The 12,841-nt window shown below is 63.1% G+C and carries 9 protein-coding genes; 1 reads left to right on the forward strand and 8 read right to left on the reverse strand.

The window, feature by feature from the left end; translation table 11 throughout:
* Positions 1 to 119 precede the first annotated feature (119 nt).
* Positions 120 to 1,562, forward strand: a complete 1,443-nt coding sequence (locus OIS53_RS06395; protein WP_264681569.1) for a toxin-antitoxin system YwqK family antitoxin — start codon at positions 120 to 122, stop codon at positions 1,560 to 1,562.
* Between the two features lie 242 nt (positions 1,563 to 1,804).
* Here OIS53_RS06395 and OIS53_RS06400 read toward each other — a convergent pair whose 3' ends face one another.
* The 8 genes from OIS53_RS06400 to OIS53_RS06435 all read right to left on the reverse strand — a co-directional run bounded on the left by OIS53_RS06400 (position 1,805) and on the right by OIS53_RS06435 (position 12,830).
* Positions 1,805 to 3,106, reverse strand: coding sequence for a sensor histidine kinase (locus OIS53_RS06400; RefSeq protein ID WP_264681570.1), 1,302 nt, complete (start codon positions 3,104 to 3,106; stop codon positions 1,805 to 1,807).
* Positions 3,107 to 3,488: 382 nt separating this feature from the next.
* A complete protein-coding gene (locus OIS53_RS06405; protein ID WP_264681571.1) occupies positions 3,489 to 4,865 on the reverse strand; it encodes a sigma-54-dependent transcriptional regulator in 1,377 nt (458 codons plus the stop codon).
* A gap of 368 nt (positions 4,866 to 5,233) precedes the next feature.
* Positions 5,234 to 6,421: an FtsX-like permease family protein gene (locus OIS53_RS06410; RefSeq protein WP_264681572.1), complete on the reverse strand. Its 1,188-nt coding sequence runs from the start codon at positions 6,419 to 6,421 to the stop codon at positions 5,234 to 5,236.
* On the reverse strand, positions 6,418 to 7,677 hold the full coding sequence (locus OIS53_RS06415) for an ABC transporter permease (protein ID WP_264681573.1): 1,260 nt from the start codon (positions 7,675 to 7,677) through the stop codon (positions 6,418 to 6,420). Before OIS53_RS06415 ends, OIS53_RS06410 begins: the two co-directional genes overlap by 4 nt.
* A 156-nt stretch (positions 7,678 to 7,833) precedes the next feature.
* Complete coding sequence (locus OIS53_RS06420) at positions 7,834 to 8,580, reverse strand: ABC transporter ATP-binding protein (protein ID WP_264681574.1); 747 nt, start codon at positions 8,578 to 8,580, stop codon at positions 7,834 to 7,836.
* Positions 8,581 to 8,791: 211 nt separating this feature from the next.
* A complete protein-coding gene (locus tag OIS53_RS06425; protein WP_264681575.1) occupies positions 8,792 to 10,228 on the reverse strand; it encodes a TolC family protein in 1,437 nt (478 codons plus the stop codon).
* Between the two features lie 128 nt (positions 10,229 to 10,356).
* A complete protein-coding gene (locus tag OIS53_RS06430; RefSeq protein ID WP_264681576.1) occupies positions 10,357 to 11,604 on the reverse strand; it encodes an efflux RND transporter periplasmic adaptor subunit in 1,248 nt (415 codons plus the stop codon).
* Positions 11,605 to 11,897: 293 nt separating this feature from the next.
* Positions 11,898 to 12,830, reverse strand: coding sequence for an NADP-dependent oxidoreductase (locus OIS53_RS06435; RefSeq protein ID WP_264681577.1), 933 nt, complete (start codon positions 12,828 to 12,830; stop codon positions 11,898 to 11,900).
* Between the last annotated feature and the right edge of the window lie 11 nt (positions 12,831 to 12,841).

Genomic DNA, 12,841 nt, shown 5'->3' on the forward strand with positions numbered 1-12,841 from the left:
TACCGCAGAGGTTCGCAGTGTTCAATCGTCAGCACACTGCGAACCTCTGCGGTATCCTCTGCGAAACACGGCGAGAAACTACCTCTGCACTATCACGCCAGAAGTTGCGTTCTTGCGGCATGAAACGAGTGCTTTTTGTCCTATTTCTTTTGGCGTCGATGGCGGCTCAGGGCCAGCAGGTGCGGCGCTTCACCACCTATTACGATTCCACAAACACCCAGAAGCGGGAAATCTACTCGGCCGTAGTAGGAGCCGATACCGTGATGGAAGGCCCGTACAAGCGGTTTTACCGCTCGGGCAAGCTGGAAGCCCAGACCCGCTACGCCGCCGGCCAGCGCGACTCCAGCTACGTGGAGTTTCACCCCAGCGGACAGCGGCGGCTGGAAGTCACCTACCAGCAGGGCGAGCGGCAGGGACCGTTCAAGACCTACTACGAAACCGGCAAAGTAGCCCAGGAAGGCACCTTTGAAAACGACCAGCCCACGGGCCTGCTGCGCTACTACCACCCCAGCGGGGAAATTAAGCTCGAAACGACCCTGAACAATGGGCAGCCCGCCGGTGCCATCCGGGAGCTGTATCCGTCGGGCAAGACCAAGGCCGAAGTCACCTACCAGAACGGCCAGCCCAACGGCCCGGCCAAAACCTACTTCGAGAACGGCAAGCTCCAGAGCGAAGCCACCTACAGCCGCGGCCTGCTGGCCGGTCCCTACAAAACCTACTACGACAACGGCCAGGTGGAAACCGACGTGCAGGCCGACCGCACCGGCCGGGGCTCCTACCGCAGCTACTACCGCTCAGGCAAGCTGCGCACCGAAGGCACTTATGCGCCGGCCACGCTGGTGGGCCGGGCCATCAAGAACCCCCTGGCCGACGACCTGACCGCCCAGGCCAAAAACCTGGCCGGCGGCACTACCAGCCTCGACGGACCGGCCAAATCGTACTACGAAAGCGGAGCCGTGAAAACCTTGCAAACCTACCGCCAGGGCGTGCTGGTGGGCACGCAGCAGGATTTCTACGAGTCGGGCAAGGTGCAGCAGAAGATTGATTACAGCAACCAGGGCCGCGACCGGCGCATCACCACCTTCTTCGAGGACGGCTTTCCGCACCAGGAGCAGCAATACAAAAACAACCTGCCGGCCGGCACCTGGCGCACCTTCCATCCCGGCGGCAAGCAGGTGCAGCAGCAGGAAACCTACGTGAACGGCAAGCTGGCCGGCGAGCAAGTCAGCTACTACCCCACCGGCACCGTGCAAAGCAAGCTGCCCTACGAAAACGGCAAGCCCAACGGCCTGGGCCAGGAATTCTACGCCTCGGGCAAGCTGAAAGCCGAAACCACCTACGTGAAAGGCCTGAAGCTGGGCCCCTACCGCCAGCTGCGCGAAGACGGCACCGCGGAAGTAACTGGTGCCTTCCGCAACGGCAAGGAAACCGGCGTCTGGACCTATTTCGGCCCCGATGGCACCACAGTGCAGGAAAAAAAGACCTTCCGCAACGGGCAGGTGGTAACCGGCCCCGCCCCCACCGGCAAGCCGGCCCCAAAGGCCCCCGTGAAGCGCAAGTAGCGCGAATTCTAGCTACTGGAAGTTGCGCATTAGAGCTAGGAGCTAGTTCCCCTCCTTGGAAAGGCTAGGGGTGGTTAATCCGCTTGGACGGTTTCTAGAACTAGTTTGCCTCACCCCCACCCCTCTCCGGGGGAGAGGGGCTCTAGCTCTACTTTTTAGCTAACGTTCATGCCAAATCAACCACCCCTAGCCTTTCCAAGGAGGGGAACTAGCTCCTAGCTCTAGTGCGCAACTTGCGTTAACTACTGGAAGTGGATTGTAAACGCCGTGCGGCCAGTATCCTGCGTTTGCAGGCTGAAGGAAAAGCCGTGCTGGAGCAGGATGTCGCGGGTGAGGGTGAGGCCGATGCCTTGGCCGTCGCGCTTGGTGCTGAAGAAGGGTGTGAACAGCCGGCGCTGCACTTCGGGCGGAATACCGGGGCCATCGTTTTCGATGACGATGTGGGGCGGCTGCTGACGGCTGCTTATCCAGATGTTGCCGCCTTCGCCGATGGCTTCGAGGGCGTTTTTGCAGATGTTGAGCAGGGCCTGCTCCAGCTGCTGAGCATCAAGGTAAACCAGCAATGGACCGGAGGCTAGCTGCCAGTGCCACTGCACGCGCCGCCGCTCGGCCTGCACGTGCAAGAGGCGCTCCATGGTTCGCAGCAGCTCGTGCACGTCGGTGAGGGCAGGCTGTGGGGGCGGCAGGCGCACGAGGTTGGCAAAGCCGGCCGTGAAGTTGGCCAGGTGGGTATTGCGGTTGATGGCTATATCCAGGGCCTCGCGGAAGTCGGGCTGGTCGGTGGGCTGGAGTTGGGGCGCGTAGTAATGGAAGCTGTGCAGCAAGGAGTTAATGGCCCCAATGGAGTTGTTGATTTCGTGGGCCATCATCCGAATCAGCTTCTCGTAGGCTTGCTTTTCCTGCCGAATCAGGTCCTGGGTCAGCTCCTCCACCAAGATAAAGTACCGAGTGAAGCCCCGGTCCACGAAGTGCGAGCAGTGGGTGCGGTAGGTCTGCATACCCGATAGCTGCACCACCTGCGGCTGCCGCTCCGTTAGCTGGGCCAGCGCCGGGCCCCAGTCGCCGGGCAGGTGGGCGGGCGTCTGCCCCAGCAAGGCCGCCGAAGGCAAATTCAGCATTCGCTCCGCAGCGGGGTTTACGCCTTCGATGCGGCCATCGAACCCCAGTAGCAGCACCCCGGCCGGCGAGGCCTGAATCAGGCTTTCCAGCAAATAGCTTTTTTCGTGCTGGGTCACGCGCTCCTTGCGCAGCTCGTCAATCATGTGATTGTAGACCTCGATGAGCTGGTCCATTTCGCGCTGGCCCACCGGCACAAATTTCATGGAGAAGTCGCGGGCCCGGATGGCTTCCGTGCCGGCCGCAATCAGGTGAAACGGCCGCACAAAGCCCCGGTACAGCTGCACGGTGAGGAAGATGCTGAGCAGCAGCAGTAGCTCCAGCCCCACAAACAGCGGCGCATTCGTGCGCATCACCTGCCCAGCCAGCACGATAAGCACGGCGTGAATGAGACTGACGAACAGGATAAATTTGACGCGCAAGGACATATAGGACAGGCGTAAGCTAGCCGACTGGCGGCAGACTTAGGCGGCTTCGCCGCCGCGTCTGCCCGCCGGCAAATGGGGCAAGTCTCCCGACTTGCGGCCGCCGAAGGCGGCCATCCGGCACCGCGCCGTACGAATGTAGCGTGAAGCTTACGCTTCGCGCATCGTTCGCGCCGCTTGCATGGTGCTGGAGTTTTCCGCAGCTGAAGCCTCAGGAAGCCGGACGAAAGTGGTTTGGCGGTGCGCGAAGCGGAAGCTACACGCTGCATTCAGACGGCCCTGACGCGAGTTGGCCGCTGCGCGGCCGTCAGTCGGGAGACTGACCCCATTTGCCGGCGGGCAGACGCGCCAGCTTTGCTGGCAAGTCTGCCGCCAGTTTGCCTCCTTATTCTTCAAACGGAATTTCGTACTTCTCCAGGCGGCGGTACAGGGCGCCGCGGCTGAGGCCGAGGGCTTTGGCCACGCGGCTGATGTTGCCGCCGTAATGCTCCAGGGCCCGGCGAATCATCTGGGCTTCCAGCTCGTCGAGGGTAATGGTGCCGGGCTCAGGCAGGGCACCGGGCGCCGGGGGGCGGGCGGCGCTGGGGTGAGACTGGGCCTGGAAGTCGTCGGGGCCTAGCTCGTCCTTGCCACTGACCAGCACGGCCCGCTCCACCAGGTTTTTCAGCTCCCGGATGTTGCCGGGCAGGGGCTGTTCCTGCAACCAGTGCAGGGCGCGGGTGCTTACTTTTAGGGCCGGGCGGTGGTAAGTGGCCCGCAGGCCATCCACGAAGTGCTGCACCAGCAGCGGGATGTCGTGGGGCCGCTCACGCAAGGCGGGCAGGCGCACGGTAATCAGGTTGATGCGGTAGAAAAGGTCTTCGCGGAAGAGGCCCTGCTGCACCAGCTCGGCCAGGTTACGGTTGGTGGCGCAAATCACGCGAATGTCGAGGCGGCGGGGCTTACTGTCGCCGAGCACCTCGTAGGTGCGGTCCTGGAGCACGCGCAGCAGCTTCACCTGGGAGCCCAGGTCCAGCTCCCCGATTTCGTCGAGGAAGATGGTGCCGCCGTTGGCCAGCTCAAAGCGGCCTTGGCGGTCGGTTTTGGCATCGGTGAAGGCTCCGCGCCGGTGCCCAAACATCTCACTCTCAAACAGCGAGGCCGAAATACCGCCCAGGTTCACCTTCACAAACGGCTGCTGGCGGCGGTGGGAGTTGTCGTGCACGGCCTCGGCAATCAGCTCCTTGCCCGTGCCCGACTCACCCTCAATGAGCACCGAAGCATCGGTGGCGGCCACCTGGCCCACGCTGCGCAGCACCTGCACCAGGCGCGCATCCTGCCCCACGATGCGCTGGAAACGGTACTGCCGGTCGAGCTGGCGGCGGGTGGGGCCGGTACCGGCCGCCGCTTCAGGCGCGGGCAGGCTCAGGATGGTACGGATAGTTTGGAGCAGGGCCTCGTTGTTCCAGGGCTTGGTGACGAACTCGGCGGCCCCGGCCTTCATGCCTTCCACGGCCAGCGTGATGGAGCCCCAGCCGGTAATGAGAAGCACGGGGAGCTGCGGGGCCAGCTGCTTCACCTGGGCCAGCAGGCGCAGGCCGTCCTGCCCGCTGGTATCCAGGGAGAAATTCATGTCCATGAGCACCAGCTGCGGCCGATGTTGCTGCACCTCCCGCAAGGCTTCCCCAGGCCCGGCCACGGCCGTAGTGGCGTAGCCGGCCTGCTTAAGCAGCAAACTCAGGGAGGTGCGAATGGCCACATCATCATCAACTATCAGGACCATAAAAAGAAGGGTTGCGCTACGGGTGATACGGGTGAAATAAAGTAGAACTACAAGCACCCGCGCCGCGGCATCGGGGCAGTCGGGAGGGTCGCTTTCCGGCCGCAAGATGCAGTTTGCTTCGTGTAAAAAGCCATCCTGCCCGCGCAAACCATATCAGATGGATAGCTGATTTTCATGAGAAAAGATGCCATTTAACTTACATCAGGGGCCAGGGCTGCACGCGCAGACCTGCCTCACCATCGATGGTGAGGCCAGCCCGCGGGTGCGGCACGCCGCCTCCGGCGTCAGGGGCAGGGCTTGGAGCAGCCAGATGAATTGGCAGGAAAAACGGGGCGGCGGTCGTCCACTACCGCCAGCCTTTCGCCCGGCTACTCCTCGCGCAGGGCCACGGCGGGGTGAATGCCGGCCGCCAGCCGGCTCGGGTACAAGGCGCAGAGGGCCGTGAGCAGGTAAATCATTCCTACTGCCAGCAGCATGGCCGTGCCGTACACGCCGGCCTGCACGTTGAACACGCCCAGCAGCGGAAACTGCGCCGCCACCAGCAGCCCCAGCGCCAGCCCAAACGTAGCCACCACCAAAATTTCGCCCACAATCTGCCAGCTAATAGCCCCAGCCGTAGCACCCATGGCCCGGCGCACCCCTATTTCGGCTCGGCGCTGCTGAATAGTTTGCCAAAGCACGCCGAATAAGCCCAGCGCGACGTTGACAACCAGAAACAGGCAGACAATAACCAGTGCTACAATGGGTGTGAGGGTGCGTTTGAGCTGGGCGGCGCGCTGCTCGCTCAGGGTGGTGATGCCCACACTCCAGCCTTTGGCAATGTTCAGGATTTCGCGGTTCATCTGTCGTTCCAAGGCGGCGTCGGCCCTGGGCCGCACCCGCAGCAAAATGACCGGCGCTTCGCCCCAGACTGTATCCTGCGGACTCACCCGCATAAGAATGGCGGGCCGGGCCTCCTCTAGGTCGCCATCGGCCCGAAACCGCTCAATGAGGCCCACCACGCGCAATTCCTCACCATTGCGGCCTACGATTTTGCCCAGTGCCGACTGCCCCGGAAACAGGGCCTCGCCCAGGTCGCGCGAAATTACGGCTGGCCGCACCGTAGCGGCATCGTCGCGCTTATCAAACCAGCGGCCTGCCACCAGCGGCAGCTCCAGAACCTCGCGCAGGTCCTCTTCCACCAAATGGCCACTCACGCTTCCCATGATGTTATTGCCCTCCTTGCCTACGCCCACATCGGAGCCGTTGGTACTACCCGAAAAGGGCGTGTTACCGGAGGCGCGGCCCACAGCCACTACCTCCGGCATGGCCCGCAACCGCGCCATCACCTGCCGCAACGTGGGCACACGACTAGCCTCGGGCAGGGCGCCAGGGTCGAGGTTGATGCGCCATACCTGCGTGTAGCCGAACCCCAACGGGGTGCGGTAATTGTGCGCGTGATACACCAATAGGCTCCCCACCACAAACAAGACCACGAAGGCCAGAAAAATCTCGGTGATGAGCAGAATGTTGGCCCGGCGACGGTTCCAGATCAGCGTAAATAAGTGGCGTATCATAAGGCGTTCTGGTCGCCCTTCAGGGCTTTTACAGGATTGAGTCTCGACATTTTATACGCGGGGTACACGCCCGACAGCAGCCCGAAAAAAAGGATGGCCGTCAGCGCCACCCCAAACACGCGGCCGTTGATACCGAACTGAGTGTAGGCAATCAGCCCACTGAAATTCAGTAAGTGCAGGGCGCCTGCCGCCAGCGCCAGTCCTAGCAGGCCGCCGAGCAAAGTCAGAAACACATTCTCGACCAGAAACTGCCCAATAAGCGCCCCGCCCGTGGCCCCAAAGGCTTTGCGCACCCCAATCTCGGAGCTGCGGTCAAGAATGCGGCTGATATTGATGTTGACCAGGTTCAAGGCTGGCAGCAGCATAAAGAGCAGAGCCAACCCCGCCCCCAGCTGCTGGAACCGCGCCACGCCGTCGTTAGGGCCATATTCGTCCAGCTCTTCGCGCACCACGGTGGCCAGCAGAGTACCGGCGTAGAGGCGTACTTCCTTCACCCATTTATATACGTTGGTAGGCAAGGGCGCGCGGGCCACGGCCTGGGCGAATTCACGCTGAATGGCCGGCACATCCTCGGGGCGGCGGGCCAGCATAATGGCCATGCACGACCCCATGTACTCCGCGTTGTGAATGTCCTCGGTGCTTGTTGTGATAGGCATCCAAACCTCGGCGTAAGTGTAGGTGCGGGCGGCAGGTACGTCGCGCACCACGCCCACCACACGGTAGTGCATGTTGTCATCCGTGACGAAGGCGCGGCCTAGCACCCCGCGCGCCGTGCCGAAGCAATTGCGGGCCGTGCTCTCGTTGATGACAAGTACCCGGGCCGCCGCCGCCACCTCGGCTAGCGAATACGGCCGGCCTTCGATAAATTCAAAGTCCAGCACTTGCCAGAACTCCGCATCAGTGTATTTCTGATCGAGTTTAAGCTTAGTGTTGCCCACATAGGTCACCACAGAGCCTCGGCCGGTGCTGATAGATACTTTTTCGGGGGTGCGCAGCGGCCGGATATAGCGTTCCAGAAATGAGTAGCTAGGACTGGAAATGTTGCTTGTATTTGGCGACCAGATGGATATGGTGCTGGTAAACAGCAACCGGTCTACCCGCTTTTCGGGCGTGTGCGGCCCCACGGTATGGTCGTACATGGCATACACCACCAGCAATATCATCAGCGTGAAGGAGATGCCGAACAGGCTGATAAAGGTGAAGAACTTGCGCCGCAGCAAGACCTTCCAGGCTATTTTGAGGTAGGAAAGAAGCATAGATTCTAGGGGCTTAGGGACTTGGGGTCTTAGGGACTTAGATTTGAGAAACAAGGGCTAGAAGCTTGGGCTTGGACTTGGAGGCTCAGGCAAGGCTGCACTAATCGAAAAAGAGCGCCAGCGCGTCATCTAAGCCCCCAAGACCCTAAGTCCCTGTTACTGCACCTGGCTGCCGTCGAAGAAGCGCACGACGCGCTGGGTTTTCAGGGCCTGCTGCTCATCGTGGGTGACCATGACAATAGTGGTGCCTTCCTGGCGGTTGAGGCCCAGCAGCAGGTCCATGATTTCCTCGCCCATCACCGAGTCGAGGTTGCCGGTGGGCTCGTCGGCCAGGATGATTTCGGGCTGGCCGGCCAGGGCGCGGGCAATGGCCACGCGCTGGCGCTGGCCCCCGCTGAGCTGGCTGGGAAAGTGCGTGGTGCGGGCTCCGAGGCCTACTTTGTCGAGGGCGGTGAGAGCCCGTTGGCGGCGCTCTTTCCCGGAAGTGCCAGCCCGGTACAGCAGGGGCAGCTCCACATTGTCGAGCACGGAGAGGTCGTTGATGAGGTGGTAGCTCTGGAAGACGAAGCCGATTTTGTGGTTGCGCAACGCGGCCAGCTCCCGGTCGGAGTACGACTGCACCGGCCGGCCATCCAGCTCGATTACGCCGCTGGTGGGCTCGTCGAGCAGGCCCATCATGCTGAGCAGCGTGGACTTGCCGCACCCCGACGGCCCCATCACCGACACGAACTCGCCCCGGTGAATGGTCAGGTTGACGCGGTTCAGGGCCACCGTTTCGATGGTCTTGGTTTGGTACACTTTTTCGATGTCGCGCAGCTGAATAACAGGCTGGGCGCCGGCAGCGACTGGGGCCGCAGGCGAGGCGTGGGGCGAGGCGGCGGTTTGGGCAAACAAGTTTTCCATGAGAGGTGGCGTGAGAAGAGTTGTCCGGTTGTGGGCAGCGCAGCCCCGTATGCTGAGTAAGGTAGCCAAGCGCCGTGCCAGTTGTATAATTTTCTATAAGTCAGCTACTTACAGCAAGTAACCTAAAAACCACTTCACCAAATAGTGTCCGGTTTCGGACAGGGTGTTCGGAAATGGTTTGCTCGAAGGCTGTAGCGCGAACCGCTACCGCCTATTCCGTCAGGGGCTGCTGCCGCTCGAAGTCGTAGAGTGTGAGGGCGCGCAGGCGGTAGTGGCCCACCCAGGCGGCGCGCAAGGCCTGAATGTAGGCGCGGCGGGCCTGGTCTTTCTCGCCCAGGGCCAGGGTGAGGTCGGTGAGGCTGATGCGGCCAACTTTGTAGGTAGCCTGGGCAATGTCGTAGCGGCGGCGGGCCAGCGTGTCGGCGCGAGCGGCCAGGGCCAGCTGCCGGGCCAGGGTGCCGAGCTGGGCCGCCTGCACCTGCACGTCGGCTTCAAACGCGGCTTCTTCCTGGGCCACGTCGGCCTGCACCTGGCGGCGGGTTAGCTCGGCGGTTTTCAGGATGGACTTTTGCCGGCCCCAGTCCACCACCGGCAGCGCGAAGGTCAGGCGCACCTGCTGCTGATTTTGCAGGGCCGCGTAGGTTTCCCAGAGGTTGCTGGCCTGGTTTACGTAGCCCAGGTTGGCCGTCAGGGTAGCCTGAAAGCCGGTGGTGCCGCGGGCCAGGGCCACTTCGCGCTCCGCCTCCAGCAGGCGGCGCCGAAAGGCCAGCACGGCAGCGCGGTTCTGACGGGCTTGGTCGAGGGCGGTGGCGGGCAGCACCGGCGGGGCGGGCGCCGCCTCGGGCACGGCCAGCGGGGCATCGGCGGGGCGCAGACCGGTGTAGCGCTGCAGGCGCAGGGCCGCGTCCTGGGCATCGAGCTGGCTCTGGGCCACGGCCTGGCGGGCAGTCAGCAGATTCAGCTCCAGCCGCAGCAAGTCGCTCTGCGAGAGGCGGCCCAAGCGGTACCGCTCCTGCCCGATGCGCAGCAGCTCCTCGTTGGCCTGCACGTTCTGGCCGGCCACCTCGGCGTTTACCTGCTGCTGCACTACATCAAAATACAGCTCCGTAATGCGCTGCATGATGATTTCGCGTTCCTCCACGTACTGACGCTGGCTTTCCTGGTAGCGCAGCGGCTCCAGGCGGCGGTTCCAGCGCAGCTCGTTGAAGCGGCCAATCGGCTGGGTCAGGCCCAGGGCCAGAGGCTGATTGTTGTAGCGCCGCAGGCGGCCATTAAAGTCGTCGAAGCGTTGCACCTCCGAGGCCACCACCACCTGCCCGCCGGTCAGGCCCAAGTTCTGGCTCAGGGTCAGGGCCAGGTTGGAGTTGTTGATGCGCACGGCCCGGAAGTCGGTGGTGCCGTCGGGCTGCACCACGGGCGTAATGACGCGGCTGAAGCCGGGCAGCGTGCCTTGCACGCCCAGCTGAGGCCGGTAGGTAGCCTGATACGTACGCCACTGCCAGTAGCCTTGGTCGCGGGTGGTTTGGGCCTGCCGCGCTACCGCCGACTGGTCCAGGGCCAGCGCAATGACTTCGGGCAAGGTCAGCGCCGCGGGGTGCTGCTGGGCGGCGGCCGGGGCAGCCAGCAACGAGAACAGCAGCAGAGCCATCCAGCAGAGGAGCGTAGGCGCGTCTTTTCGCCGAACGGCTGACCCTCGGCGGTAGCGGGCGGGCGGCGCGGGTGAGAAGACGCGAATCTGCGCCTCTACCATTCTTTGTACAGTCCGTTTCATAGCCATTAGTCCTGCAGCGTGAGTTCGGGGGTGTCGAGGAAGTCCTTGGTGTCGGAGATGATGACCTCCTCGCCGGGCCGCAGGCCGCTGGTTATCTGCACGTAGTCGAGGTTGCTGCTCCCAAACTGCACGGTGCGGCGGGTGGCCTTGCCAGCCTGCACCACAAACACCGCCTGCTCCTGGCCGCCCTGGTAGAAAGGGCCGTTCTTCACCCGCGTCACGTTGTGCAGGGCCTTGGTCACCACAAACACGTCGGCGCGCAGGTTGGCGCGCAGGGCCGGGTGGTGGTCCTGGGTTAGCGTGGCGTAAAAGGTCACCACGCCTTTGTCCACGGCCGGACTAATGGTGCTGATGGTGCCGCGCAGGTCGGTGCCGTTGATGCGCACTACCACGGAGTCTTGCAGGTGCAGCGCGTCGGCGTAGGCATCAGAAATGGTGGCGCGCACCCGGAAGCGGCTCAGGTCGGCCACCCGGGCCAGAATGTCGCCGGCCTGCACGGTGGCGCCCAGGTCCTCGCTCACCCACGTCAGCACGCCGGGCTGCTGGCTGCTGATATTGGCCTGCGCCAGCTTGGCCGCCAGTTCCTGGATGCTGCGGTCCTGAATCTGCATCGTGAAGCCCAGCTCCCGCACGTCGGCGGCGTTGGCGGCGCGTTGGTTGCTGATTTGCTCCCGCAGGCGCTGCAGCTCCAGTTCAGCCACTTTCAGGGTTAGCTCGGCCTGCCGTACGCTTTCCGAAGTACCGCCCCCAATTTTCAGCAGGTATTGCTCGTCGCGCAGGGCCGACTGTAGGCTACGCACCTTCACCTGCTGCACCTGCTCCTGGGAGCGGAAATCGTTCAGGGCTTTTTCGAGGCTGAGCCGAAGCTGGTCGTTCTTGTTGCGGTTCTGCTGCTGCTCATCCTGGAGCTTAGCCAGCGCCGACGAAGTCAGCTCCCGGTCCAGCTCCACAATGGTCTGGCCCGGCTGCACCGGGCTGCCCACTGCCACGGCCACCCGCCGGATGGTGCTCAGAATAGGGCTGGTGATGACGGCCTCCCGAGCCGGAATAATAACCCCAGCCGCCGTCAGGGAAGCCTCCACGTCACCGGTTTCGACGGGGGCCGTCAGGATGCGGCTGCGCTCCAGGCTCGGCTGGAGTATGCCGCGGAAGGCCAGCAGGCCCGCTACCAGCAGCAGCAGCCCGCTGCCCGCCCCCAGCCAGCGGCGAAGCCGGCGGCGCTGCTGGGTGGCGGTAGAAATTACTCTGTCCATTTTCGTACAGAAAGTAGATGGGTTCCTGTACGTTCAGCCAACCGCCGTGCCGTTTTTATAAACTGCTAGTTTTCAGATTATTATTTAAAACATAACCACCAGCCGGCCGAAGGAAGGTGTCCACTATCGGACAAGGTGTTCGAAAATGAAAGGCTTGCTGTTTGCACAGGCTGGCACACGCAAAAGCCCCCCGGCCTTCAACAGGTCGGGGGGCTTTTTAGGATGTGAGCAACTGCCCGCAGCAGGCGGCGCTGCTTGCGCCGGATACGCCAAGCGGCCAGGCAGCAACCAGGTCAGGCTACCTGCAACACCACTTTGCCGCGGGCTGCTTTGCCGTGTTGCAGCTGCTCGTGGGCTTGTGCCGCCTCGTGCAGCGGAAACACTTGCCCGATGCGGGTGTGGAGCTGGCCTTTATCAAGCAAGGTGCTGAGCAAGCGAAGCCGTTCGCCACTTGGCTGCACGTGAATCATCAGGCCTTCGGCGCGGGCGGTGGCGGCGGCTTCGGCAGAAGGGGGCTGCACGGCCGAGAGCAGCGTGCCGCCTGGGCGTAGCACCTGCCAGGAACGTTCCTGCACCTGCCCTCCCACCGTATCAAGCACCACGTCTACGTCTCCGGCCAGCTTCTCGAACACCTGCGACTGATAATCAATGACCTGTTCTGCGCCCAGCTGCTGCACGTACTCCACATCTTTGGCCGCAGCGGTAGCCACCACCGCCGTCCCCTTGCGCTTGGCCAGCTGCACCGCCATGGACCCCAGTCCGCCAGCGGCGCCATGAATAAGAACGCGCTGGCCAGCCTGCAACGATACCATCTCGTAGAGGGCCTGCCAGGCCGTTTGGGCCACCAGCGGCACGGTAGCGGCCGTCTGATAGCTGAGCGAAGCCGGCAGCGGGGCCACCAGCGCAGCCGCTACTACCACGTACTCGGCGTAAGCTCCGTCGCGCCGGATGTCGGTCATGGCGTACACGGCGTCGCCCACCGCAACCTGCGTTACGCCGGGGCCCAGCGCCTCAACGTCGCCGGCTACGTCCCAGCCCAGGATGAGGGGCAGTCGGTGCGGGATTCGCTCATGCAGATACCCTTCCCGAATTTTCCAGTCGACGGGGTTGAGGCCCGTCGCCCGCACCCTAATGCGGACCTCTCCGGCAGCAGGTTCCGGGAGCGGGGCATCTTCGTAGCGCAGGGTTTCGGGGCCGCCAAAGGCGTGAATGCGGACTGCTTTCATAGTGTACAGTG

It is taken from the genome of Hymenobacter sp. YIM 151500-1 (assembly GCF_025979885.1).
In the GTDB taxonomy this organism is placed as follows: domain Bacteria; phylum Bacteroidota; class Bacteroidia; order Cytophagales; family Hymenobacteraceae; genus Hymenobacter.

Coding starts and splice junctions, on each gene's coding strand:
- OIS53_RS06400 (WP_264681570.1), bottom strand. CDS start 3,106: ATGTCCTTGCGCGTCAAATTTATCCTGTTCGTCAGTCTCATTCACGCC.
- OIS53_RS06420 (WP_264681574.1), bottom strand. CDS start 8,580: ATGGAAAACTTGTTTGCCCAAACCGCCGCCTCGCCCCACGCCTCGCCT.
- OIS53_RS06435 (WP_264681577.1), bottom strand. CDS start 12,830: ATGAAAGCAGTCCGCATTCACGCCTTTGGCGGCCCCGAAACCCTGCGC.
- OIS53_RS06410 (WP_264681572.1), bottom strand. CDS start 6,421: ATGATACGCCACTTATTTACGCTGATCTGGAACCGTCGCCGGGCCAAC.
- OIS53_RS06430 (WP_264681576.1), bottom strand. CDS start 11,604: ATGGACAGAGTAATTTCTACCGCCACCCAGCAGCGCCGCCGGCTTCGC.
- OIS53_RS06415 (WP_264681573.1), bottom strand. CDS start 7,677: ATGCTTCTTTCCTACCTCAAAATAGCCTGGAAGGTCTTGCTGCGGCGC.
- OIS53_RS06425 (WP_264681575.1), bottom strand. CDS start 10,228: ATGGCTCTGCTGCTGTTCTCGTTGCTGGCTGCCCCGGCCGCCGCCCAG.
- OIS53_RS06395 (WP_264681569.1), top strand. CDS start 120: ATGAAACGAGTGCTTTTTGTCCTATTTCTTTTGGCGTCGATGGCGGCT.
- OIS53_RS06405 (WP_264681571.1), bottom strand. CDS start 4,865: ATGGTCCTGATAGTTGATGATGATGTGGCCATTCGCACCTCCCTGAGT.